Raw genomic sequence first — 25,039 nt, forward strand, 5'->3', positions numbered from 1 at the left:
CAAGTTTAAGGAATTATGCTCTATACATTTGTTTTTACGCGCATCTTGTTCCGATAACCGCTTCGCCCTTTTCGGGATTCACTCTAGCGGTGTGATTACACCGCCAATGTGACTGTGACCGGAACATGGTCGGACGGCTTTTCCCACGCTCTGACGTGCTTCTCTATATCCGCAGCAACAAAATGGTTGGCCGCTTCTGGTGAGAGCATCAGATGGTCGATGCGAATGCCATTATTTTTCTGCCAGGCTCCCGCCTGATAATCCCAGAACGTATAGACGCCATCTTCATCAGTTGAAGCGCGCACAGCTTCCGTGAAACCCAGATTTTCAAGTCGGCGAAACGCCTGACGTGATTGAGGTTGAAACAGCGCATCGCCCAGCCACTGCTGCGGGTTCTTCGCATCGTTTGGCTCTGGTATGACGTTATAGTCACCGGCAAGTACTAGCGGTTCTTCGAGCTCAAGCCTGTCTTTGGCCCATGCTTCAAGGCGCTGCATCCAAGAAAGCTTGTATGGAAATTTTTCTGTGTCGATCGGATTGCCGTTTGGCAAATAGAGCGAGACCACACGGAGAACGCCCTTATCTGTCGAGAATACCGCCTCGATAAAGCGCGCTTGTTCATCGCTATCGTCGCCCGGCAAGCCACGATTAACCTCATCAGGCGACTTCTTGGACAGAATCGCAACGCCGTTGAAGCCTTTCTGGCCGTGCGTTTCCACATGATAGCCGAGCGCTTCAATCTCCAGCCGTGGGAACAGTTCGTCCACCGACTTGATTTCCTGAAGGCAAGCAATGTCAGGCGACGATTCCTTCAGCCAATGCTGGAGGTTTTCGATACGCGCCTTGACGCCATTAATGTTCCATGTCGCGATTTTCATCTGCAAATGATTAGGCGGAAGACGAGGCGAGGGCAAGCGCCGCTCACTCTCCATCACAGAATTTCGCCTCTGTCTGATAATTATTCAAATGCCATTTGTATTGCCGCTTTTGCGTTCCTATCTCCATGAAACCGTAGCCAAACAGGAGATTTTAATGTTCGACGCCAAAAAGCTTCTCGATCAGTTTCTGGGATCGCAAATACCGGGCATGTCAGGAAGCGTTCGTGACAAGGCAGGGCAGGCCACTGATCTCGCGAAGAAAAACCCATTGGCTACGGGGGCGATTGCGGCTGCAATCTTGGGCACAAAAACCGGACGTAAGCTTGCAGGTAATGTGGCAACTGCGGGCGGTATCGCTGCAATCGCGGGCCTTGGTTATCTCGCCTACAAAAATTATAAGTCCGGCCAGTCGCCACAGACCGCTGAACAGCCTGTAGCAAAAGAGCCAGAGCTGCTGCCGCCACCGCCAGCGGATTCTCCATTTCATCCGCAGTCCCCGACGATGAGCAATAGCTTCGCGCTTACACTCATTCAGGCAATGATTGCCGCTGCAAAGGCTGATGGCCATATCGATGACGCTGAACGCGCACATATCATGGAGAAGGTGCAGATTTCGGGTCTCGACAATGAGGCTGAAGCCTTCTTCGAGAAAGAATTGGCTGATCCGATTGATATTGATGCGCTGGTCGCTGCAGCACAGACCGAAGAACAGAAGGTCGAGCTTTATACTGCTTCCCGTCTGACGATTGATCCGGACACCCGTGCGGAGCGCGGTTATCTCGATATGCTGGCCGGTCGTCTTGGCCTTCCGGATGCGCTGGTCGATCATATTGATGCGACCGTTTCATCGGTAAAAGCCTGATAAAATAAAGCGGCTCCAGTCCAACTGGAGCCGCTTTATACAGCTGAATCTTACTTAGGAATTAGAGCGCATCCCGAAAAGTGTGTAACGGTTTTCGGATAAAGATGCGCGTTACAGCGGTTCCAGTTAAGAAAGAATCGTTGGAACCGCTGTAACTATTTGTTTTTACGCATTATCCGACGCAAAACCGCTTCGCACTTTTGCTGGAAATGCTATAAAACAAGGATTTAGAGCGACAATCTGATTCAATCAGATCGAAATGCGCTCTAAAGTCTGATCAGATCGCGAAGCTTGTGCCGCAACCGCACGATGCAGTCGCGTTAGGATTGCGTATCTGGAACGATTGCCCCATCAGATCATCAACGAAGTCGATTTCCGATCCATCCATGTACGGCACAGAGATTGAATCAATCAGCACCTTGGCGCCGAGCTTTTCAATAACAATGTCATCGTCGGATTGATCGTCTACGAGGTCGTACTTGTAAGAAAATCCGGAGCAGCCGCCGCCTTCGACCGAAACGCGAAGTGCAGTTTTGCCCGGTTCAGAACCGATAATTTTTGCAATCCGCTTGGCTGCGGATTCGGAAACGGTAATGTCTGTCATCTGCCTTGTTCCGCTTGCAATTGCGAGTGCCGAATTGGAATTGTCTGGATTTACGACAAACGCATACTTGCCTTCATGTTTAGCTGATAGCTATGAACGCAACGTGTGGAAGTCAATGTCCGCACGATATTTGCGTAATCATATTACAGTGAGGAATGCATCGCAATGTCCGCTGAAGAAATAGGGCAACTGGAAGGAATTGGCTTCGGCTATCGCGAAAGAGCGCCCTATGCCAGTAATCCTGCGCTGAGCCGAGGTCGGCTGGTGCCGGAGCCTGAAAGCGCTACACGAACGCCTTTCCAGCGGGATCGCGATAGAATCATCCATTCCACCGCTTTTCGCCGTCTCAAGCATAAGACACAGGTGTTCATCGCCCATGAGGGGGATCATTATCGAACCCGCCTGACCCACACGATTGAAGTGGCGCAGATTGCCCGTGCTTTGGCGCGCGCTCTGAGGCTTGATGAAGATCTCGCTGAAGCCGTAGCACTCGTGCATGACTTTGGTCACACGCCTTTTGGGCATACCGGCGAAGATGCGCTGAATGAGCGGATGAAAGCCTATTGCGGCTTCGATCATAATGCGCAGTCTTTGCGTATCGTGACCAAGCTTGAACATCGCTATGCAGATTTTGACGGATTAAACCTTTCTTGGGAAACGCTTGAGGGACTGGTCAAACATAACGGCCCCCTTGTTGGTCCATTCGCCACGCATTCAGATGAGCTGGTCCCGCAACCGATCCTTGATTTCAACGAACGTTATGATCTCGAATTATCGCGATTTGCGAGCCTTGAAGCGCAATGTGCCGCGATTGCCGACGATATTGCCTATAACGCCCATGACATTGACGATGGTCTTCGGTCGGGTCTGCTTAAGCTGGAGGGGCTTGATGAGGTGCCGCTCACAAAACGCCTTCTGGATATCGTGAGGACGCGCTATCCGGCGCTTGATGCGGTGCGCACCGGTCACGAACTGGTCCGCCGCCAGATTACCATCATGGTCGAGGATGTGATCGCTGAATCGCAGCGCCGTATTGCGGCAGCCAATCCGCAGAGCGTTGAGGATGTACAGGCACAACCGCGTGCGCTTGTTGGCTTTTCAGATCAGATGCGGGATGAAGAAAAAGTCCTGAAACGCTTTTTGTTCAAGAACCTGTATTTTCATGACAGCGTCGTTGTTCGCAGGCACGCTGCAGACAAGATCGTTCAGGACCTGTTCGATATCTGCTTCAGTGATCCATCAATCATGCCGTCAGAATGGCAATCAGGCTGCGAAACGCTTGATGATGCGGGGCGCGCGCGCCGCGTCGCCGACTATCTTGCGGGGATGACTGACAATTATGCAGTGCGAGAACACCGACGATTGTTTGACCATACACCCGATTTAGCTTAATCGGGGCGGGACGAAGCGGGTCTCGAAGCGCAAATGCCTCCGGGATCGCCGCTATTTTTATGACGAACAGAAGCCGGACAGCAGAAATTAACCGGACGGAAGCCTCACAGGACGAACCATGAATATCTTTGCAGATTTCGACGCGCGTATCAAAAAAACGTTGCAAGATATTGATCTTAAAGCAAAGGACGGTGGCGATCTCGATTTATCTCGTATCACCGTTGAGCCTCCGCGCGATGCAACGCATGGTGACATCGCCACCAATGCCGCGATGGTGCTTTCCAAGGCTGTCGGTCAGAACCCGCGTGAGCTTGCGACAATTATTGCTGATGCGCTGAAGGCTGATGCCGATGTTGCAACGGTCGATGTGGCTGGCCCTGGCTTCATTAATCTCCGTCTGAAAGATGCTTATTGGCAGCGCGAACTGTTTGCGATGCTCAATGAAGCAACCGACTTCGGCCGCTCCAAGCTTGGTGCTGGTACGAAGGTCAATGTCGAGTATGTTTCCGCCAACCCGACAGGACCGATGCATGTTGGTCATTGCCGCGGTGCAGTGGTTGGTGACGTGCTGGCAAATCTGCTGAAATTCGCAGGCTTCGACGTTACTAAAGAATATTACATCAATGATGCTGGTGCGCAGATTGATGTTCTTGCCCGTTCGGCGATCCTTCGCTACCGCGAAGCGCTTGGGGAGAACATTGGCGAGATCCCAGCGGGTCTTTATCCGGGCGATTATCTGGTGCCGGTTGGTGAGGCGCTTGCCAAAGAGTTTGGCAACAAGCTTCTTGAAATGCCGGAAGATGAAGTGCTCGTTATCGTTAAAGATCGCACGATTGATGCCATGATGGGCATGATCCGTGCCGATCTGGAAGCGCTGAACGTTCATCATGACGTTTTCTACTCCGAGCGCACGCTCCATGTTGATCATGCACGCGTCATTCGCGCCGCAATCAACGATCTGACGCTCAAGGGCCATGTTTACAAGGGCAAGCTGCCGCCGCCAAAGGGGCAACTGCCTGAAGAATGGGAAGACCGCGAGCAGACCTTGTTCCGTTCGACAGAAGTCGGTGACGATATTGATCGCCCGCTGATGAAGTCTGATGGCACTTTCACTTATTTTGCGGCTGACGTTGCTTATTTCAAAGACAAGTATGACCGCGGCTTCAACGAGATGATCTATGTGCTGGGCGCCGACCACGGTGGCTATGTCAAGCGTCTGGAAGCTGTCGCTCGAGCCGTTTCCGACGGTAAGGCCAAGCTGACAGTTCTGCTGTGCCAGCTCGTCAAGCTGTTCCGTGACGGCGAACCAGTTCGTATGTCCAAGCGCTCTGGCGAATTCATCACTCTGCGTGATGTGGTCGATGAGGTTGGTCGTGATCCGGTCCGCTTCATGATGCTTTACCGGAAGAACGATGCGCCGCTCGACTTCGATTTTGCGAAAGTGACTGAGCAGTCGAAAGACAATCCGGTGTTCTACGTGCAGTATGCGTCCGCGCGTTGCCACTCGGTTTTCCGTCAGGCAGTCGACCAGCTTGGTCTGTCGGGTCTTGATCGCGTTTCTATGGCTGAACATTTCGGCAAACTGACCGACGAAAGCGAAATCGCACTCGTGCGTAAGCTTGCAGAATATCCGCGTCTGATCGAATCTGCAGCCACGCATCAGGAGCCACATCGCCTGGCTTTTTACCTCTATGACCTAGCCAGCGCGTTCCATTCGCAATGGAATAAGGGCACTGAGAACCCAGACTTACGTTTTATTAAGGTTAACGATCCAGAATTGTCTCTAGCAAGGCTAGGGCTAGTACAGGTCGTTTCCGATGTGCTGACTTCCGGTTTGACTATAATCGGTGCGGATGCTCCAACGGAAATGCGCTAGGACGGTTTCTATACGCGCAAGTTCAACCAGAGTGTTGAGCGGGTATAGATAAGTCAAAATGATGGAAGATCAGCGAGTATCCAAGTCGTCGATCTTCCTTCAGGCGCAGGAAACTTCCGTCAACTTTTGCCCACATTGCCTCGCTACAACGTAATGTATCGAGACGTCTTGCGGCGTCCAGGGTTTGAGTTAGGAACACACCATGACGGACAGCAGTGCTAATCCCCGTAGTTACGGCGAGCGTCCGCTGCACGAAGACGATCCGCTGATGGAACTTTCACGGATCATGGATTTCGGCGCGTCTGCAGATAATAACGTTGCTCGAAGCGAATATAGACCCGAACCAAATTTTGATTCTGGCGACAATGACCTTTCGTTCGATCTCGAGCGAGAGTTGCTTGGTGATTTCGGTAATTCAATCGAACCGGAACAGCATTCGGCTCCATATGTGACGCCAGCTTACGAGCCGCATTCCTATCAAGACGCAGAACCTGCGATGCAGGAAGACGCGCTGGTGTCTGCACTTGAAGAAGAGTTCGATCTTCATCTCGATGCAAACGAGCCGCTTGCTCCTGCTGAATCTTTTGAATTTGTTGAAGCTGATCGTTCCGAGCCTGTGCCTCAGTTCGATTACAACGACTATTCAGAAGCCCGCACGGCTTATGAAGAAACTCATCCGGATGCCTATGCTGCACAAGCGCCTGTAGAGCCGCTGGAACAGAACTATTCGAACTATAATCCGTCTGCCTATCAGCCGTCGGAAGATCCTTACGACAATACCTATGCGACGGAACCTGCACCGCTGCCGTCCGATGGCAATGATTGGGAATTCCAATCCGCCAAGCCATTCGAGGCCAGCTACGCCGCAGAGCCATCGCATCAGCCGCTTTCGTTAGAAGACGAGCTGGAAAACCTGCTGTTCAGCGACGAGCCTCAGTCTGCTCCAGTAGCCGAGACGGCTTACGATGAACAACCTGAGCCGTTTTCGGCGTATACGCCACGTTATGCTGAACCTGCAGCAGAAGCCCCAACTTCGGCTTATGCAGAGCCTGCTTATCGCGAAGAATCTGACCCTGTGTTTGATGACTTCCAGCTGGATGAGCCAGAGGCTTATGAACCAGTCGAAGCCGCTGCAAACTATGCGCCGGAATCAGTAGAAGAGCCACAGGCTGCTTCACAATCTGCACAGACACCGATCTATCCGCATTACGCACTCAGCAACTTCGCGGCGGGTGCCGCAACGGCTGGCGTCTTGTCGCCAGAACCTACGCAGGCTGCTGCAGAATACGAATCAGAACAAGTCGAACTCGACGATGATTTCTCTTTCGACGACTTCACGCTTGAGACCGAACAGTCATTTGCTCCTGTCGCGGTTGAAGCAACCGGCGATGAACTTTCCGGCCTTGATGAAATCTCGTTCAATGAAGACGATTTCGGTTTCGAAGCCTCGGGCGATGCATCTTCGCCAGTTGCGACTGACGATGCGAACCTCTTCACTGAAGAAGACTTCTTCACAGCCGATGATCTTGATCTGAGCGTGGAAGCCGAGAGTGAACAGGTGGAAACACCTTACGCTCACGCTACCTATTCCGAGGAAGAGCAGCATCCTGCCGCTCCGTCCTTCACGAACTACGCCGACCCGCGTTCTTCGTTTGCAGCACCAGCACCCGAAATCGAAACGCTGAGTGTTGCTGACAGCAAGGTGGAGCAGACCCATTCGCTCGATTTGCCGGAAGTCAGCTATGGCGAAGAAGAAAATAATGCAGGTCTGACTGATCTTGAGACTGAGTTTGCAGAAGTTTTCAACACGATTGGAGTTGATGAGACCGCTGCAAAAACAGATGCTCAGAGCGAAGCTGACAAGGCGTTTGAAGATATTTTCCGCGAAAGCGCTTCGTCCTACATGCCAAACGCAGGTGTTGCAGCTGGTACCGCGCTAGGAGTTGGAGCGGCTGCAGCTGCTGCAACAATGGCTTATGGACGAGCCAATCCTACGGCACAACCAGCATCACCGCAGAACCCAAGCGGTAGCAGCGATGATTTCTATAATCACTGGGCCGCGCAGGGTGCGCAGACTATGGAAAGTGGCGAGTTCGGCACTCGTGCTGCAATGCAGCCCGAAGATGATCTCGGTAGCGCTGCGGAAGCCTATCGCAATCGTCCGGTGCGCGGCCGCCGTGGTCTTATCCTCGCAAGTGTTGCTGGTATCGCTGTCCTTATCGGCGGTATTGGCTACCATTTCCTCGGCGGTAGCGGATCCGGTGAGCCGGTTGTGATTCGCGCTGATAATCAGCCAATCAAGGTTCAGCCGGAAAATCCGGGTGGCGCTACGGTTCCTAATCAGGACAAGGCTGTCTATGACCGTGTCGCTGGTACATTGCCAAACAATCCTGAGCAGAAGTCATTGATTTCTGCCGGCGAAGAGCCTGTTGATCTTGGTGCAACACAGGACAATGAAGTCGGCACGGATGATGCACCTGAGCCTAATCAGGCTGCCGGAAACTCCGCTGAATCCGGTCAGGAATCACCGTTGATCCAGCCTCGTGAAGTTGAAACGATGATCGTTCGTCCTGATGGCACCATTGTTCAGGCCCAGCAGCCTGCGCAGACACCTCCACAGGCCGCTCCAGTCAATACTGCAAACAATTCAGCACCAATCGCGCCTCCAGCGGAAACTGATGAGATTGCAGCTCTTGCTGCAGGTAATGCGCCTCAGGAACCAGTTGCAAACACGCCTGTAACGCAGCCGACACCTGCAACTCAGGCTCCAGCGCCTCAGGTGCGGGCACCTGTCGTGCCTTCACGCCCGGCTGAACAGCCAACCACTATCGTGGGTAATGTTCCGCAGCGTACTCAGGCACAGGCTCCTGCTGCAGCACCTCAGGTTGCTTCTGCAGCCGGTGCAGGCGGTTACTTCATTCAGATCGCTTCGCAGCCGTCTGCTGAACTGGCACAGAAGTCTTACGCCAACATGGCGCAGCGTTATGGCAGCGTGATTGGTGGCCGTGCAGTCGATATCAAGCGCGCTGACATTCCGAACAAGGGCACTTATTACCGTGTTCGAGTTCAGGCTGGTTCGAAGGATGATGCATCCGCACTATGTGGTCGTCTCAAGACTGCTGGCGGTAGCTGCTTCGTGACGCAGTAAACGCTTCAAGATTGTGAATTGAGAGAAGGGCGACACCAGTCGCCCTTTTTCGTGTGACTACCATGCTCACTGTTTTTGGGTTAAACCGTTACCGCTGATTTGAAGGCGACGAACAGATCGAAGGAATGCTGCATGAAAGAGTGCAAGGCGTGGATTGCTGGTGTAGCCGGAACGAAGTTGACGCCGGACGAGGTGGCCTTTTTCCGGGATGAAAAGCCTTGGGGTTTTATTCTCTTTGCGCGCAATGTTGAAAGCCTTGAACAGGTTGCCGAGCTCACTGCGCAGTTGCGCGAAGTGACAGACAGGCCTCAGACGCCTGTTTTCATTGATCAGGAAGGTGGTCGTGTTCAGCGTCTTCGTCCGCCACTGGTTCCTAACTATCCAGCCGCAGCTCAAATTGGTGCGATCTATGATCGTGATCCCGAAGCAGGGCTTCGTGCTGCTTGGCTTCATGCACGCCTTCATGCTTTCGATCTTTTGAAGGTCGGCGTGAATGCCGATTGCCTGCCGGTTCTCGATGTTCCAATCGAGGGCGCTCATGACGTGATCGGCGCGCGCGCTTATTCCAAGAATCCGCACAATGTTGCGGCCATGGGAAGGGCTGCCGCAGAAGGTCTTCTCGCTGGTGGCGTGTTGCCTGTGGTGAAACATATGCCGGGGCATGGCCGCGCATTCAGCGATACGCACAAGGAGCTGGCGCGCGTTAGTGTGCCGTTGAGCGAGCTGGTAGCCCACGACTTTGTGCCGTTTAAGGCATTGAATGACTTGCCAATGGCAATGACGGCGCATGTGATCTTTGACAGTCTCGATCCAGAACGCCCTTCGACTATGTCGCCTACGGTCATTAACACGGTTATCCGTGACGTTATCCAGTTCGATGGTCTGGTGATTAGCGACGACATTTCGATGAAGGCGCTTTCAGGTGATCTGGGCGATATCGCTGAAGGCATCACAAATGCCGGTTGCGACATCGTTCTTTATTGCGCGGGCGTTATGGAAGAGCTGGTGAAAGTTGCTGCTCGCGTTCCCGTCCTTGACGGAAAGTCGCGCAAACGTGCCGATCTTGCAGAAGTTTATGCAGGCGACCCTGATCTTTCCGATGAAGCGGAATTGCGCGAAGAGTTTGGACAAATGTTCGAACTGATGGCGTAACCGCCAAAACTTGGTAGACTATAAACGCCGGCGCTGTTCACGCGCCGGACAGAATCTACAAACAGGACGAGCGGGTGGCTGAATCTGAAGCGAACACAGGCGGAAAAGACGGTGCTAACGTGCCGATGGATGCTTTGTGGCAAGGTGAAGCCGAGCGTGCAGAGAGCGAACCATCGCTGCTGATCGACGTGCAGGGGTTTGAAGGCCCGCTTGATCTTCTGCTGCATCTGGCCCGCAATCAGCGTGTCGATCTTTCACGTATTTCTGTTCTCGCACTTGCCGAGCAGTATCTCGGTTTTGTGGAACAGGCACAGGCGCTTCGGCTCGAGCTGGCAGCAGACTATCTGGTTATGGCCGCATGGCTGGCTTACCTTAAATCCAGATTGCTTATTCCCAAGCAACAGGATGATGATGGTGCCACAGGCGAAGAACTGGTTGCTTCGCTGCAATTTCGTCTCAAGCGCCTCGAAGCGATGCGGGATGCTTCCGCAAAGCTTGTAAATCGCAACCGCTTGGGCAGTGACGTTTTCGCCCGCGGTATGCCTGAACTGGTCGTCGTCGATCGATCAAGCCAGTTTGCTGCTTCACTTTATGATCTGTTGACGGCTTATACATCGCAACGCCAGCGACAAGCCGTATCTCATGTGCAGATTGAAAAGCGCGCGGTATGGTCGTTGAGAGAGGCGCGTGTTGCTCTTGTAAGATTGATGGGAGTGAGCGGGGACTGGGTTTCCCTCGATCGCTTTCTTATTGATTATACGTTGTCTCCACAGGAGAGAGCGTCAGCCTTGGCAAGCTCATTTGCCGCAAGTCTGGAGCTTGTTCGTGAGGGTAAGCTGGAGGTGCGACAGAACGCGCCTTTCGCGCCAATCTATATGCGGGCGTCGGGCGAACTGAATGAACTGGATGAGGGCGACAATGTCTGAAGCGGAAGCGGCAATGGATGAATATGAAGACGATGCTCAGCATCCGGCTTCGTCGCTAACTTTGGCCGAGCTGGCTCGCATGGTTGAAGCAATAATCTTTGCATCATCCGAGCCCGTATCCGAGCGTGCTTTAGCCGAGAGACTGCCGAATGCGACTGATCTTTCTGCAGCACTTACTCATCTGCAGAAGGTGTATGAGGGACGTGGTGTGCATCTCGTTCAGGTTGGCACGGCATGGGCTTTTCGCACCGCTCCTGATCTCGGCTTTCTTATGAGCCGCGAGAGGGTGCAGCAGCGCAAACTTTCGCGCGCTGCCATGGAAGTGCTTGCAATCATTGCATATCATCAGCCGGTGACGCGCGCGGAACTTGAAGATATTCGCGGTGTGGAAACCTCCAAAGGGACGCTTGATGTGCTGATGGAGACGGGCTGGATCAAATTGCGCGGACGTCGGCGCACGCCTGGCCGCCCTGTGACTTACGGCACGACGGACACGTTTCTGGATCATTTCGGTCTGCCGGAAATCCGTGATCTGCCTGGATTGGAAGAACTGCGTGGGGCAGGGCTGTTGTCTGCCCGCATCCCATCCAGTTTCTCGGTTCCGGTTCCAAATGTTGATCCGGATGAATTGACGGATGAGGAAGAGCCACTCGAAGATATCGATCTTGAAGGGCTCGGACTGTTAGCACCACGCGGAGATTGATAAGAAAATTGAGCTACAACAAATAAATTCGTTGTATCTTGGTTCACAGTCATACTTCTGTTTGAAAGATTTGTTGAAAGCGCTTAAATCGTAATCAGCAATACAGGAATAGGCCGTGCTCTAACGGCGATGAGAGGAATGAAATGGGTAGCTTTTCTATTTGGCACTGGCTGATCGTTCTCGCGGTTGTGCTGCTTCTTTTTGGCCGTGGCAAAATTCCAGAACTGATGGGCGACGTCGCCAAGGGCATCAAGAACTTCAAGCAGGGCATGTCTGAAGAAGACGCTGCTAAGGAAGACGCCAAGGCAGATGCACGTACAATTGATGCGCGGGCGGATGAAACCGTCAACGATGTCAAGAAGACGACAAAGTCCTGATGTGATCTAGATGCTGCTGCGTGCAATATGGTGCGCAGCATGTTTTGTCATGACAGCATGATCCCGTGAGTTGAACGCCGGTTTTCGGGACCCATCATGCGCAATAATAACAGGTTGATTGCAGGGCTTTCTCACCAGAGATGCATTTGTAATCTGGATTGCGGTTTTCCGCCGAAAGACGGGACGCGCGCGTCAGAAGCGCGGAGTATCAAATTATGTTCGATATCGGTTGGTCTGAACTGCTGATAATCGCAATCGTGATGATTGTGGTCGTTGGTCCCAAGGATTTGCCGAAGATGCTCAGAGCTTTCGGTAAGGCGACAGCGCGTATGCGCAGCACCGCCAACGAGTTCCGGCATCAGTTCAACGAAGCTTTGAAGGAAGCTGAACTTGAAGATGTGAAAAACATCGTTGATGAAGCTCGCAAGCTTGATCCGCGTTCGAAGCTTACTCAGGTTTTTGATCCGATTCGCAGCGCCGGTGAAGATATTCGTTCCGGTCTCCAGTCTACGACATCAATGTCTCCTGCTGAGCCTGCAAAGGTTGCCGAGGTGACGACACCTGTCGAAGCGAATGGTACGACGGTCCCTGTCGAAGCTCCTGCAGAAAAGCCTGCGCCAAAAGCACAGGCAGCCAAGCCTAAAGCCCCGCGCAAGAAGGCTGCTCCAGCTGTTGAAGTAGAGGTTCCGGCTGCATCCAAGCCTGTCAAAGCTAAGGCAGTGGCTGCAAAACCTAGAGCTGCCGCCAAGGTTGAGCCTGTTGCAAAGGCAGTGGCTCCGAAGAAAACTGCTTCGGCAAAGCCCGCAACGCCAAAAGCAGCAGTGCCTGCTGCTAAAAAGACCACCAAAAAGACGACTGAAAAGACAGGAACCAAAGCGTGAAACGGGACGAGGACGAAATTGAACAGAGCGCCGCTCCTCTGCTCGAACACCTGATCGAACTGCGCCGCCGCCTGATTTGGGCGATTCTGGCGTTTTTTGTCGCTTTTGTTATCTGCTTCGCCTTTGCAAAGCATCTCTTCAATATGCTCGTGGTGCCTTACCAGTGGGCTATCGACTGGGCTGGTATGGATCGCTCGAAGGCTGAGCTGATTTATACCGCGCCGCAGGAATTCTTCTTCACGCAGGTCAAGGTCGCGATGTTTGGCGGTCTTGTGCTGGCTTTCCCGATCATCGCCGCACAGATCTACAAGTTTGTGGCGCCGGGCCTGTATAAGCACGAGCGTATGGCATTTTTGCCGTTCCTTATTGCTTCGCCGATCCTGTTTCTGATTGGTGGCGCGCTCGTCTATTTCTTCTTCACGCCGATGGTGATGTGGTTCTTCCTGGCCATGCAGCAAAGTGGCGGCAATGGTGAAGTGCAGATTTCGCTGCTGCCGAAGGTTTCCGAATATCTGAGCCTCATCATGACGCTCATTTTCGCTTTCGGTCTCGTTTTCCAGCTTCCGGTCGTTACAAGCCTTATGGCACGCGTTGGCTTGATTACGTCAGCGGGCCTGAAAGACAAACGCAAGTATGCAATCGTCATTGCCTTTGTGGTGGCAGCGGTTCTGACACCGCCGGATCCGGCAAGCCAGATCGGTCTTGCCATACCGACGATCCTTCTCTACGAGATTTCCATCATATTGGCTCGAATGATTGAGAAGCAGCGCGAAGAAGCTAAGGATGAAGCCGAAGGCGATCCTGATGCTGAAGATAGCGCTCCGACTTCCTGATCCGGACATATGTTAAACAGAGGCTGCGGGATCGCAGCCTCTCTTCTTGTTAAATTTCATGAAACGGCTTTTCCCATGCTCGATATCAAATGGATTCGCGAAAACCCTGAAGCTCTCGACAAGGCGCTTGCAAAGCGCGGAGCAGGGGCACTCTCGTCCGAACTGATCGCGCTGGACGAGAAGCGTCGTGAGCACGTCGGTAAGGTTCAGGCCGCGCAGGAACGCCGCAACGCGGCTTCCAAGGAAATTGGCAAAGCCATGGCCGAGAAGGACGCGGCAACTGCTGAAAAGCTCAAGGCTGAAGTTGGTGAGCTGAAGACCTTTCTGGCCGAAGCTGAGGAAGCAGAACGCCGTCTGGTCAAGGAACTGAACGACGCGCTTTCGAGCCTGCCAAATGTGCCAGCAGATGATGTGCCGCTTGGTAAGGACGAGGCAGATAATGTCGAAGTCCGCCGCATTGGCAATCAGCGTAATTTCTCGTTCCAACCAAAAGAACATTATGAGCTGGGCGAAGCACTTGGCTACATGGATTTCGAGCGCGCGGCAAAGATCGCCGGTGCGCGGTTTACGATTCTCAAAGGCCCGCTCGCCCGTCTTGAACGTGCGCTTGGCCAGTTCATGCTTGATCTGCACACCACCGAAAACGGCTATACTGAAACCATGCCGCCACTGATGGTGCGCGACGAAGCCGTTTATGGCACAGGCCAGCTGCCGAAATTTTCGGAAGACCTGTTCCGCACCACGGATGGTCGTTGGTTGATTCCAACGGCGGAAGTACCGTTGACCAATCTGGTTGCGGACGAGATTGTCGATCTCAAGTCGCTGCCTCAGCGTTATACCGCGCTGACACCTTGCTTCCGTTCGGAAGCGGGTTCTGCAGGCCGAGACACCCGCGGAATGCTGCGCCAGCATCAATTCATGAAGGTCGAGATGGTTTCTGTCACTGACGCAGACAGCTCGGCTGCTGAACATGAACGCATGACAGCCTGTGCGGAAGAAGTTCTCAAGCGCCTTGGTCTTCCGTTCCGTACTGTTGTTTTGTGTACGGGTGATATGGGCTTTGGCGCGCAGAAGACTTACGACATCGAAGTATGGATGCCTGGACAGAACGCTTATCGCGAAATTTCCAGCTGCTCGGTCTGCGGCGACTTCCAGGGCCGCCGTATGAACGCGCGCTATCGCCCGGAAGGTGAGAAAGCCACGCGTTTTGTTCATACCCTCAACGGTTCGGGTGTTGCTGTTGGTCGCGCTCTGATTGCTGTGATGGAAAATTATCAGCAGGAAGACGGCAGCATTCATATTCCTGAAGTATTGCAGCCATACATGGGCGGCCTCACGCGCATTGAGAAAGCCGCGTGAACTAAAACATTAATGATGTGAATGAAGGAGAGACGACGTGCGAATTCTGCTGACGAACGATGATGGTATCCACGCTGAAGGCCTCGCAGTTCTGGAGCGTATCGCACGCCAGCTCTCCGATGATGTCTGGGTCGTCGCTCCTGAAACTGACCAGAGCGGTCTTGCACACTCGTTGACGCTGTCAGAGCCTCTGCGCCTGCGCAAGATTGACGATCGTCATTTTGCACTGCGCGGCACGCCGACTGATTGCGTTATCATGGGCGTTCGCCATGTTCTGCCAGAAGCGCCGGACCTCATCCTGTCGGGTGTAAATTCGGGTGCCAATATGGCTGATGACGTAACCTATTCAGGCACGGTCGCCGGTGCGATGGAAGGCACGCTTCTCGGTGTAAAGGCAATCGCGCTGTCGCAGGAATACGACTACGAAGATGGTCGCCGTATTCTGCCATGGGAAACAGCGGAGGCTCACGCACCTGGGCTTATCAAGAAGCTGGTTGAAGCTGGTTGGCCAGAAGGCGTCCTGCTCAATCTGAATTTCCCGAATTGCGCACCGGATAAAGTCAAAGGCACACGCGTCACTGCACAGGGCAAGCTGAGCCACGATGCACGGCTCGATGAGCGTCGCGACGGTCGTGGTTTCCCATATTTCTGGCTGCAGTTCGGTCGCACCAAGGCAGAAGTCGCCAGCGATAGCGACATTGCCGCAATCCGCGCTGATTACATCTCGGTGACGCCGCTGCATCTCGACCTGACAGCTCAGAAGGTTCGCGCTGAATTGAGCAAGACTCTTGGGGTTGAAGCATGAATCAGGCTGTGTCTGAACGCCCGCAGCTTTCGGACAGGGAAGGATTTGCATCCTTCGTAATGCGTATGAGAGCGCGTGGCATCAATGATGCCCGCCTCTTTGCGGCAATTGAAGCGACCCCGCGACAGAGCTTCATGGGCTCTTCATGGGCCCATCTTGCTTTCAGCCAGCGCACCGCACCGCTTGATTGCGGTGAGTATATTGAAGGTATCGACGATCAGGCGCGGGTTATCTCTGCGCTCAATCTGGAAGCGGGACACCGTGTTCTGGAAATCGGTACAGGTTCGGGCTTTACAGCCGCCGTTATGTCTATGCTTTCTGGCCGCGTGACGACGGTTGAACGTTATCGTAAGCTCTGCGACCGAGCCTTGCAGCAATTCGTGACGCTCAAGCGCGAAAATATCATGGTGAAGCACGCGGATGGTCGCCACGGAATGCCGGGTGGACCATTTGATCGTATCGTGATCTGGCTGGCCTGTGAGGATATACCGCGCCATTTTGTGGAGCTTCTGGCAACGCATGGTGTTCTCGTTGCGCCAGTGGGGCCGGGCGATGGTATGCAGATAGTAACGCGCATCGCAAAAGTGGGTAGCCGTTTCGAGCAGGAAAACATTATGCCTGTTCGTTATCAGCCGTTTATCGAGGGCATTTCCTCCGTTTTGTGAGGAAGTGGCCCGCGTATTTATCCTTTATAAGCTCAGGGTTTGTGGAGCATTGCGGGCAATGCCGTGGCACTTTTGTGTGCTTATGGTGTTTAATTGGTGAATATTTTTTCGAAGAAATCTCGATTCTTAACCAGCGAGTAACATTAACGCGTTTTAATGAGTCCAAGTGAGTTTTAGAGTTGGGCGAGTTGAACATGCGTTTTCCAATATTGCAGCATACGTCCGAACGTCTTCTGCGGAATGCAGCGATCGTTCTCATTGCCGGTTTTGGTGCAGGGTGTAGCGCCGATACAATGCGCTTCACGGATGGTCTTTACACAGGCTCCACGTCTAATCAGCGTGTTGTGCAACAACAGCCTGCTGGCGATGTTTACGCATCTGCGCCAGTGGCGGCGGCTCAGCCGGTTTCGAGTGGGTCCGTACAGCGTAACAGCCTGCCTCCTGTGTCGTCTGCACCGGTCGCGGCTGCTGCAACGCAGGCACAGAATCAGGTTTATCAGGCACAAAATAATGCCGCCAATCACGTGAATGGCGCCGTTAACAATGCCGGAACTCAGGTCGCCAGTGCTGCCGGTGCTGCAAATAATGCAGCTGCCAATGCGAAGTCGCAGGTTCTGGGTCAGCTGCCAGCCACCGCAAATGGCGTCCCTCTGCCTGCCGCAAATCATACTGTTTCTCCTGCTCCAGTCGCGAACGCTGCTCCACAGCCAGCTGCAGCTGGTGGTGGTTACACGGTTAAGTCAGGTGATTCGCTCTTCTCGATTGCACAGAAGCACAACGTACCGGTTGAACAGTTGAAGCAGGCAAATGGCCTGACAAACGGAGCAATCCGTGTCGGTCAGAATCTGGCTATCCCATCGGCAGCAGGCGCGGCAACGCAGGTTGCAGCCGCTGCACCTCAGCCAGTGAAACCTGCAGCTCCTGCACCTGTGCAGACCGCTTCGGTTGCACCTGACGCAGCATCGAACGTCAAGCCTTACACGCCGCCTCAGGCGAGCAACAAGGTCATTGAAGATGCAGAAAAGGATCAGTCCGCTGCACCATCTTCAACCGGTATCTCGCAGATGCGGTGGCCAGTTCGCGGTCGCGTTCTCGCAAGCTTCGGTCAGCGTGACGGCACTTCCGTGAATGATGGCATCGACATTATGGTGCCGGAAGGTACCGCTGTTAAGGCTGCTGAAAACGGCGTCGTTATTTATGCAGGTGACGGTCTGAAAGAATTCGGCCAGACAGTTCTTATCCGCCACGACAATGGTCTGGTTACGGTTTACGGCCACAACAGCCAGATTCTCGTGCAGCGCGGTCAGAAGGTTCGTCGCGGTGAAGATATCGCCAAGTCTGGCATGAGCGGCAACGCAAAGTCGCCAAAGCTGCACTTTGAAGTGCGCAAGAACTCTTCGCCGGTCAACCCGTCCAAGTATCTGGAATCCTGATCGGAATTGCATCGCGTAAATAAAAAAGGCGGGTCTCGGACCCGCCTTTTCTTTATGCTTCCAGTTACAGTGGTTCCAGTTAAGAATGAATCGTTGGACCGGCTATAACTGCCTGTTTTTACGCATCATCCGACACACAGCCGCTTCGCAATTTTGCTGGAAATGCTTTAAATCGCTTTGCCGATCCGACCAGCGAGATCCTGAATATACTGCCAGGCAACACGGCCTGAGCGATTGCCACGCGTGGTTGACCAGGTCAGCGCCTCTGCGTGCATCGCCTGCGGATCGTAATCCAGCTTGTAATGCGCGGCATAGCCGTCAACCATCGCCAGATAGTCATCCTGACTGCATTTATGGAAACCAAGCCACAGACCAAAACGGTCAGACAGCGAAACCTTTTCTTCAATCGCTTCCGATGGATTAACGGCAGTCGAGCGCTCGTTATCGATCATATCGCGCGGCATTAGATGACGACGATTGGACGTCGCATAGAAAATTACGTTGTCTGGACGGCCTTCAACGCCACCTTCAAGTGCAGCTTTCAGCGACTTATAGGACGTATCATCGTGATCGAACGAAAGATCATCGCAGAACAGAATGAAGCGATAGTCCGTTTCCTTGATGATATTCATCAGGGCAGGCAGGCTGTCGATATCTTCGCGGTGGATTTCAACGAGCTTGAGCGGCAGTTTGTCGGCCTGTTCGGCGTTGACGCTGGCTTGAGCAGCCTTGACGAGCGATGATTTGCCCATGCCGCGCGCGCCCCAGAGCAGGACATTGTTTGCCGGATAACCTTTGGCAAAACGGCGGGTATTGTCGACAAGCTGGTCACGCACCAAATCAACGCCACGAATGAGCGCTATATCGACGCGATTAACACGTTTGACCGGATCAAGTGTCAGTCGCTCCGGTGTCCAGACGAAGCAGTCAGCGGCTTCAAGATCAGGTATGCCTGGTTGTGGTGGTGCGATGCGCTCCAAAGCAGCAATCAGGCGGTCTAGTTTCTGGCTGAGTATATTTTCGGTGGTCATTCCAAGCCCTCAAATAGTGAGGATCAGGGCTTAACATGCCACAGCAGGCGGGAAAAGTGTGTGACCTTGGCGCAGTAGGGCCTTCGCCGGTTGCAATTGTCGCGCTAACCATTGTAATGCCGTAAAGAATTTGTCTTCGAGACTTCAGAGGAGTTCCTAATGTTCGTAACACCGGCTTTTGCACAAGCCTCCGGCGGCGCCGCTGGACCAGACATGCTCATGAGCATCCTGCCTTTCGTCCTGATTTTCGTAATCATGTATTTCCTCATCATCCGCCCTCAGCGTACCCAGATGAAGAAGCGTCAGGAAATGCTGGCAGCAGTTCGTCGCGGCGACACGGTTGTGACCGGTGGCGGCATCGTCGGTAAGGTCCAGAAGGTCCATGACGACGGCGAACTCGATGTGGAAATCGCTGAAGGCGTTAAGATCCGCGTTCTGCGCAGCGCTCTTTCTGAAGTGCGCGTTAAGGGCGAACCAGTCGCCGACAACAAGAACAAGTAATTTTTACCAGACTAATCGAGCCCCGGTAAGGTTTCCATAACCGGGGCTCGATCATTATCGTGCATGTGCCTTGTCTTTGGATATGGCGCGTTCACAAAGCCGGAGGGCAGTTCGCGAATGCACTCCTCCAGCACGATCTACCCAAGCCGAAACGGATTTGCTGCTCGATGCTTTATTTTTCACGTTGGAAATCGGCTCTGATCTGGTTGGCAATCATTGCCAGCTTCATCATTGCGTCGCCCAATTTTTTCTCGCGTGAAACACTGGCAAATCTGCCCGGATTTTTGCCCACAAAGCAGGTCGCACTCGGCCTTGATCTTTCGGGTGGTTCTCGACTCGTCCTTCAGGTGCAGAATGCTGCCAGTGGCGATCTTGATCGCACTAAAGACATTATGCGGCAGCGTCTGGAAGAACTTGGCTACGGCAGCCCTATCGTCGAGGAAGAGGGCCGTAATCGGATTCGCGTTGAAGTCCCGGGCCTTTATGACGCCCAGCTTCTGAAAGATATTCTCAGTATTCGTGGCAATCTCTCGTTCCGTTCGGTTGATGACAGCATGTCTCCCGACGATGCGATCCGCGGAGAACCACCAGCTGACAGCGCGGTGGTCTATTCCTATGACGATCCACCAGTCGGCTATCTCGTCAAGAACGAGCCAATTTTTACCGGTGAAGATGTCACCGATGCAAAAGCAACCCTTGCCGAAGACGATAATGAACCAGTCATTACGCTGACGCTGGACGAGAAGGGGCGCAGCAGTCTCGCTGCTGCGACCGCTCAGGCCGCTGGCAAGAGCTTCGCAATTGTCATCGATAATCAGGTTGTTTCAGCGCCTGTCGTAGACGGACAGCTAGACACGAATGAGCTTGAAATTTCTGGCGGCTTTGATCTGCAGGCAGCCAATAACATGGCCGTCGTTCTGCGTTCGGGCGCATTGCCAAAGGCTGTTTCGGTTCTTGAAGAACGTACCATCGCTTCGGCTCTGGGTGACGATTATGCAAGTGCAGCGGTATCCGCAGCACTTCTGGCGGCGCTGCTAGTCGGCCTCTTCATGATCCTGTCCTATGGCATCCTCGGCGTGATCGCCATGGTGGCGCTTGTCGTCAACATGATCATTCTGATAGCGATCATATCACTGATTGGAGCATCGATAACGCTTGCCAGCGTTGCGGGTCTGGTGCTGATCATCGGTATGGCCGTTGATGCCAATATTCTGATTTACGAACGTGTGCGAGAAGATCGCCGCAAAGGCTATTCCGTTGTTCAGGCAATGGAATCTGGCTTCTATCGCGCGCTTTCGACCATCGTTGACGCCAACCTCACTACGATGATTGCAGCTCTCGTTCTGTTCCTGCTTGGCTCAGGTCCGGTACATGGCTTTGCGCTCACCGTGACAATCGGTATCCTTACAACACTATTCACGACGCTGACCTTCACGCGTTTGCTGATCGCCCAGTGGGTGCGCACGGCAAAGCCAAAAGAAATCCCGAAGCGTCGACTGAAGCTCGTTCCGACCGTTACGCATATTCCGTTCATGCGTCTTCAGTTCGTGACCCTCGGCATTTCCGTTCTGGCTTCAGCAATCGTTGTCGCTCTCTTCGTCAATATCGGCATCAATTACGGCATCGATTTCCGTGGTGGTTCGATGGTCGAATTGCAGGCGCGCAGCGGTGACGCCAATCTGGCTGACATTGAAGAACGCATGAGCGAACTCAATATTGAGAGCGCGCGCGTGCTGCCTGTCAAATCCCCACGTTCTGCGCTTGTCCTTATTGGTAGCCAGGAAGTGGGCGACGATGCGGAACAGACCGTTGCGGTGAAGCTGCGCGGTGAATTCGAGCAGGACTACTCGTTCCAGCGTGTCGAGGTTGTCGGGCCAACCGTTTCGGAGCAGCTGTCACAGGCAGGTCTTCTTGCGCTGTTCCTGTCGCTTGCCGGTATCTTCGTCTATGTCTGGATCAGGTTCCGTTGGCAGCTGGCGCTTGGCGCTGTTCTTTCGACGCTGCACGACGTCATCATTCTGGCGGGTGTCTTCATTGTCTTCCGTATGGAATTCAATCTTTGGAGTGTTGCGGCGGTTCTGACAATCATCGGTTACTCGCTGAATGATACCATCGTGATTTATGACCGCGTGCGTGAAAACTTGAAGCGCTATAACAGTGCGCCGCTGCCCGCAATTATTGATGCCTCCATCAATCAGACCTTGTCGCGTACATTGCCGACAGCCTTTGTGACTTTCATTGCGCATATTCCGCTCTATATGTTTGGTGGAGCAGATATCCGCATGTTTGCACTGGCATTGAGCGTGGGCATCATCGTGGCAACCTATTCTTCGATCTTTATCGCAGCACCTTTGCTGGTACAGTTCGGCCTCAAGCCGCGCGCTGCTGATGGTGACGATGCAATGGGCGATGATCTTGCACAGTCGCTCAATCTGGATAATTAGACATGGCTAAGGGTATAGAAATTCGTGAGGCCCACTTTCCGGGCCGCGCACCAATTGATGCATATGGCAATGGCGGTTTCCGCTTCGCCGATATGTCGCATATTGGCTCTATTCTGTGCCTGCCATCCGGCATTCATGGCTGGGAACCGCAGACGCCGCCAATCCTGTCACGCCGTGATCTGGGCGCCATTCTTGAACAGGCGAGTGACATTGAAATCCTGTTGGTGGGAACGGGAATGGATCTTCGCCGCATTCCGGAAGATGTGCGCGCTATGCTGCGTGAGCATCGTATTTCCTCTGATCCAATGAGTACGGGCGCTGCGGTGCGCACATATAATGTGCTGCTCGCCGAAGATCGTGCAGTAGCAGCGGCGCTGATTGCGGTAGACTGATTTCCATGAACCAGAATGAGGCACATTGCCTGGCGCTTCTGCGCGAAGCTGACCGGGATCGTTATCTTTCGGTGCTCTATGCGCCGGAAGAAAAACGCGGCGCGCTTGCGGCGCTTTATGCGTTTAATGCAGAAATTGCTCGGATTCGCGATCTGGTACACGAGCCACTACCCGGTGAAGTCCGTCTTCAATGGTGGCGCGATCTCATCAATGGTGAGGAACGGGGCAGTGCAGATGCCCACCCTGTTGCTGCAGCGCTGATCGATACGATTACCAAATATGATCTGCCGCGCGTGGCTTTCGACAATTATTGCGATGCCCGCATTTTCGATCTCTATGACGACCCAATGCCAAGCCGGAACGATCTGGAAGGCTATTGCGGCGAAACCGCGTCGGCACTTATCCAGCTAGCCGGTTTCATTCTTGATCGTGATGCGGCGCAGGCCCATACCGAGACAGTCGGCCATGCCGGAGTTGCACAGGCCGTGACTGGCCTCTTGCGCCTTATGCCGATTCATCGTCGTCGCGGGCAGCTTTATGTGCCTGCCGATATGCTGCAGGCGGTTGGCGTGACGCGCGAAGCCTTCCTCGGCAACGACGACAAATCCGCTCATGAGCGCGTCATCACTGTGATGATGGCTCTCGCGCGTGAACATCTGGCAATCTTTGATAAGGCCAAGAAAGATCTGCCCAAAAGCCTCAGCCCTGCATTTCTGCCGCTGGCGCTTGTTCCGGCCTATCTCAGCTCTGTTGAACGGCTTGGTAGTAAAGCTGCTGATCAGGTGGCTGACCTGTCAGCCATACGCAAACAATGGCTGATGTTTCGCTCTAATTTTTAAAACAGATAAGGCGGTTTTCCTGAATAAGAAAACCGCCTTATCTTTTTGAATTAAAACTGTAAATTTCTTTCGAAACTTACGCGTTGTTGCCGAGCCATTCCTGGAAATCGGCGAGTGCGCGTGCAGATAGCGCACGCTTTTTTGCAAGCGTCTTTTCCTTGCCGCGCAGCCGCTTGCCTTCTGGTTTAGGCACGTCGATTGGTGGGAACAGACCAAAATTCACGTTCATTGGCTGGAATGAGCGTTTACCCGGTTCATCGTCGTCAGCAACAATGTGGCCGCCAGTGATATGGCCGAGCAGCGCACCAAAAGCTGTGGTCTGCGGCGGTGCCACCGGTGTCTTGCCAAGCTTTTCAGCAGCGGTGAAACGTCCGGCCAGCAGTCCGATTGCCGATGATTCGACGTAACCTTCACAGCCGGTAATCTGGCCAGCGAAGCGCAGGTTTTCGCGAGACTTCAACCGCAGCACATTATCGAGCAGCACTGGCGAATTGAGATAGGTGTTGCGGTGCAGGCCGCCAAGACGCGCAAATTCTGCATTCTCAAGGCCGGGGATCATTTTGAAGATGCCGGTCTGCGAGCCGTATTTCAATTTCGTCTGGAAACCGACCATATTGTAGAGTGTGCCAAGCGCATTATCCTGACGCAACTGCACGACCGCATAGGCCTTGACCGTCGGATTGTGCTCATTGGTGAGGCCCATTGGCTTCATCGGGCCATGGCGCAAGGTTTCCGGGCCGCGTTCGGCCATCACTTCGATAGGCAGACAGCCATCGAAATAGGGCGTGCCTTCCCATTCCTTGAAATCGGTCGTGTCGCCTTCGATGAGGGCAGCAACGAAAGCCTCATACTGCTCCTTGTCCATAGGGCAGTTGATGTAGTCCTTACCGGTGCCGCCCGGCCCAACCTTGTCATAGCGCGACTGGAACCAGCACACATCCATATTGATCGAATCAAAATGAATGATCGGCGCGATGGCATCAAAGAAAGCGAGCGCATCAGCACCTGTTTGTGCTTGAATCGCTTCTGCAAGAGTCGGCGCAGTCAGTGGGCCGGTCGCAACAATCGTCGTGCCCCAGTCTTCGGGCGGTAGGCCGGTGACTTCTTCGCGCTCGATTGTAATCAGCGGGTGCGCTTCTAGTTTTGCAGTCACTGCCTGCGAAAAGCCTTCGCGATCGACCGCGAGTGCGCCACCAGCTGGGACCTGATGTGCGTCGGCACAAGCCATAATCAGCGAGCCTGCAAGGCGCATTTCGGCATGAAGTACGCCGACGGCATTGGTCTCAGCGTCGTCCGAGCGGAAAGAATTCGAGCAGACCAGCTCTGCAAGCTGCTCCGTCTTATGCGCGTCTGTGCCGCGAACGGGGCGCATTTCATGCAAAACCACAGGAACGCCAGCCTGCGCAATTTGCCACGCGGCTTCGGAGCCTGCGAGGCCGCCGCCGACGACATGTACGGGGGAGAGATTGGTATCTTTTGACATGGCAAATCCCTTACCTCCTTTGAATGTCGCCTTCAATGGGAGAAGCGCATCAGAGCAGGGAACCTATACCACAAAAACAAATGGCATCCGGCGCGGGAGGAGGTGCGACGGATGCCATTATTGTCAGACCGGAATTGGGAGGAGGAGAGACCGGTCTAGGTATCGCAAAGCATGGGAGGAGGAGTGCTTTGCGACGAACCGGGCCTGATGGGAGGAGGATTCAGGCCCAGCAAAGTCAAATCTGATTAGCGTCCCTTGGACTGACGTGCGACAAACGGAATGTCTGCGCGGGAAATGCCAAGATCGTTAAGTTCGCGAGTCGAAAGCTGGTTAAGCTCGTTGACAGTATCGCGGTAACGGCGCCAGTTGTTGTATGAGCGAAGCAGGTTCATCGTTTTATTCCTTCATCTTTGAGGAACTGTGGTTCAATTCATCTCGTTGTGTTGCCCATTATA

The 25,039-nt window shown here is 53.6% G+C and carries 23 protein-coding genes; 18 read left to right on the plus strand and 5 right to left on the minus strand.

Annotated elements, in window-relative coordinates; genetic code table 11:
* Window positions 1-95: 95 nt before the first annotated feature.
* Window positions 96-878: an exodeoxyribonuclease III gene (gene xth, locus CEV34_RS13435; protein WP_007874667.1), complete on the minus strand. Its 783-nt coding sequence runs from the start codon at window positions 876-878 to the stop codon at window positions 96-98.
* 154 nt (window positions 879-1,032) lie between these two features.
* Between xth and CEV34_RS13440 the strand changes: the two genes are divergently transcribed.
* On the plus strand, window positions 1,033-1,740 hold the full coding sequence (locus tag CEV34_RS13440) for a tellurite resistance TerB family protein (protein ID WP_007874669.1): 708 nt from the start codon (window positions 1,033-1,035) through the stop codon (window positions 1,738-1,740).
* 277 nt (window positions 1,741-2,017) lie between these two features.
* Here CEV34_RS13440 and erpA read toward each other — a convergent pair whose 3' ends face one another.
* Window positions 2,018-2,344, minus strand: coding sequence for an iron-sulfur cluster insertion protein ErpA (gene erpA / locus CEV34_RS13445; RefSeq protein WP_007874671.1), 327 nt, complete (start codon window positions 2,342-2,344; stop codon window positions 2,018-2,020).
* A gap of 165 nt (window positions 2,345-2,509) precedes the next feature.
* Here erpA and CEV34_RS13450 point away from each other — a divergent pair, with 165 nt between their 5' ends.
* The 13 genes from CEV34_RS13450 to dipM all read left to right on the plus strand — a co-directional run bounded on the left by CEV34_RS13450 (window position 2,510) and on the right by dipM (window position 17,894).
* The gene (locus tag CEV34_RS13450) at window positions 2,510-3,736 is read left to right on the plus strand and encodes a deoxyguanosinetriphosphate triphosphohydrolase (RefSeq protein WP_007874672.1); all 1,227 of its coding nucleotides are present in this window, start codon (window positions 2,510-2,512) and stop codon (window positions 3,734-3,736) included.
* Between the two features lie 118 nt (window positions 3,737-3,854).
* Window positions 3,855-5,612 carry an arginine--tRNA ligase gene (gene argS, locus CEV34_RS13455; protein ID WP_007874673.1) on the plus strand — a complete coding sequence of 586 codons (1,758 nt, stop codon included), beginning with the start codon at window positions 3,855-3,857 and terminating at the stop codon, window positions 5,610-5,612.
* A 202-nt stretch (window positions 5,613-5,814) separates the two neighbouring features.
* Entirely contained in the window at window positions 5,815-8,760 is a 2,946-nt protein-coding gene (locus tag CEV34_RS13460) for an SPOR domain-containing protein (RefSeq protein ID WP_007874674.1), read from the plus strand.
* A gap of 132 nt (window positions 8,761-8,892) precedes the next feature.
* Window positions 8,893-9,912 carry a beta-N-acetylhexosaminidase gene (gene nagZ, locus CEV34_RS13465; RefSeq protein ID WP_007874675.1) on the plus strand — a complete coding sequence of 340 codons (1,020 nt, stop codon included), beginning with the start codon at window positions 8,893-8,895 and terminating at the stop codon, window positions 9,910-9,912.
* Window positions 9,913-9,986: 74 nt separating this feature from the next.
* Entirely contained in the window at window positions 9,987-10,838 is an 852-nt protein-coding gene (locus CEV34_RS13470) for a segregation and condensation protein A (protein WP_007874676.1), read from the plus strand.
* Window positions 10,831-11,541, plus strand: coding sequence for an SMC-Scp complex subunit ScpB (gene scpB / locus CEV34_RS13475; RefSeq protein WP_007874677.1), 711 nt, complete (start codon window positions 10,831-10,833; stop codon window positions 11,539-11,541). The genes CEV34_RS13470 and scpB overlap by 8 nt, the downstream gene beginning before the upstream one ends.
* A gap of 143 nt (window positions 11,542-11,684) precedes the next feature.
* Window positions 11,685-11,918, plus strand: a complete 234-nt coding sequence (locus tag CEV34_RS13480; protein ID WP_064320511.1) for a twin-arginine translocase TatA/TatE family subunit — start codon at window positions 11,685-11,687, stop codon at window positions 11,916-11,918.
* Between the two features lie 215 nt (window positions 11,919-12,133).
* Window positions 12,134-12,799: a Sec-independent protein translocase protein TatB gene (gene tatB, locus CEV34_RS13485; protein ID WP_007874679.1), complete on the plus strand. Its 666-nt coding sequence runs from the start codon at window positions 12,134-12,136 to the stop codon at window positions 12,797-12,799.
* Window positions 12,796-13,632, plus strand: a complete 837-nt coding sequence (gene tatC / locus CEV34_RS13490; RefSeq protein WP_007874680.1) for a twin-arginine translocase subunit TatC — start codon at window positions 12,796-12,798, stop codon at window positions 13,630-13,632. Before tatB ends, tatC begins: the two co-directional genes overlap by 4 nt.
* A gap of 75 nt (window positions 13,633-13,707) precedes the next feature.
* On the plus strand, window positions 13,708-14,991 hold the full coding sequence (serS, locus tag CEV34_RS13495; RefSeq protein ID WP_007874682.1) for a serine--tRNA ligase: 1,284 nt from the start codon (window positions 13,708-13,710) through the stop codon (window positions 14,989-14,991).
* Between the two features lie 37 nt (window positions 14,992-15,028).
* Window positions 15,029-15,796 (plus strand): 5'/3'-nucleotidase SurE, encoded by a 768-nt coding sequence (gene surE, locus CEV34_RS13500; RefSeq protein ID WP_007874687.1) that lies wholly within the window; start codon window positions 15,029-15,031, stop codon window positions 15,794-15,796.
* Window positions 15,793-16,461, plus strand: coding sequence for a protein-L-isoaspartate(D-aspartate) O-methyltransferase (locus CEV34_RS13505; protein ID WP_007874689.1), 669 nt, complete (start codon window positions 15,793-15,795; stop codon window positions 16,459-16,461). The genes surE and CEV34_RS13505 overlap by 4 nt, the downstream gene beginning before the upstream one ends.
* Window positions 16,462-16,640: 179 nt before the next feature.
* Window positions 16,641-17,894 carry a cell division endopeptidase DipM gene (gene dipM, locus CEV34_RS13510; RefSeq protein WP_039859693.1) on the plus strand — a complete coding sequence of 418 codons (1,254 nt, stop codon included), beginning with the start codon at window positions 16,641-16,643 and terminating at the stop codon, window positions 17,892-17,894.
* A gap of 167 nt (window positions 17,895-18,061) precedes the next feature.
* Here the strand turns inward: dipM and CEV34_RS13515 are convergent, their stop codons facing one another.
* Window positions 18,062-18,925 (minus strand): ATP-binding protein, encoded by an 864-nt coding sequence (locus tag CEV34_RS13515; protein WP_007874692.1) that lies wholly within the window; start codon window positions 18,923-18,925, stop codon window positions 18,062-18,064.
* Between the two features lie 159 nt (window positions 18,926-19,084).
* Here CEV34_RS13515 and yajC point away from each other — a divergent pair, with 159 nt between their 5' ends.
* The 4 genes from yajC (at window position 19,085) to CEV34_RS13535 (ending at window position 23,101) form a co-directional block, all read left to right on the plus strand.
* The gene (yajC, locus tag CEV34_RS13520) at window positions 19,085-19,426 is read left to right on the plus strand and encodes a preprotein translocase subunit YajC (protein WP_007874694.1); all 342 of its coding nucleotides are present in this window, start codon (window positions 19,085-19,087) and stop codon (window positions 19,424-19,426) included.
* Between the two features lie 167 nt (window positions 19,427-19,593).
* Window positions 19,594-21,870, plus strand: a complete 2,277-nt coding sequence (gene secDF / locus CEV34_RS13525) for a protein translocase subunit SecDF (protein ID WP_007874696.1) — start codon at window positions 19,594-19,596, stop codon at window positions 21,868-21,870.
* A 2-nt stretch (window positions 21,871-21,872) separates the two neighbouring features.
* Window positions 21,873-22,262, plus strand: a complete 390-nt coding sequence (locus CEV34_RS13530; protein ID WP_007874704.1) for an Mth938-like domain-containing protein — start codon at window positions 21,873-21,875, stop codon at window positions 22,260-22,262.
* A gap of 5 nt (window positions 22,263-22,267) precedes the next feature.
* Complete coding sequence (locus CEV34_RS13535) at window positions 22,268-23,101, plus strand: phytoene/squalene synthase family protein (RefSeq protein ID WP_007874705.1); 834 nt, start codon at window positions 22,268-22,270, stop codon at window positions 23,099-23,101.
* 76 nt (window positions 23,102-23,177) lie between these two features.
* Here CEV34_RS13535 and trmFO read toward each other — a convergent pair whose 3' ends face one another.
* Window positions 23,178-24,584, minus strand: a complete 1,407-nt coding sequence (trmFO, locus tag CEV34_RS13540; protein ID WP_007874706.1) for a methylenetetrahydrofolate--tRNA-(uracil(54)-C(5))-methyltransferase (FADH(2)-oxidizing) TrmFO — start codon at window positions 24,582-24,584, stop codon at window positions 23,178-23,180.
* A gap of 245 nt (window positions 24,585-24,829) precedes the next feature.
* Window positions 24,830-24,976: a DUF1127 domain-containing protein gene (locus CEV34_RS13550; protein WP_007874707.1), complete on the minus strand. Its 147-nt coding sequence runs from the start codon at window positions 24,974-24,976 to the stop codon at window positions 24,830-24,832.
* Window positions 24,977-25,039: the final 63 nt, after the last annotated feature.

Source organism: Brucella pseudogrignonensis (genome assembly GCF_002252525.1).
GTDB classification, from domain to species: Bacteria; Pseudomonadota; Alphaproteobacteria; order Rhizobiales; family Rhizobiaceae; genus Brucella; species Brucella pseudogrignonensis.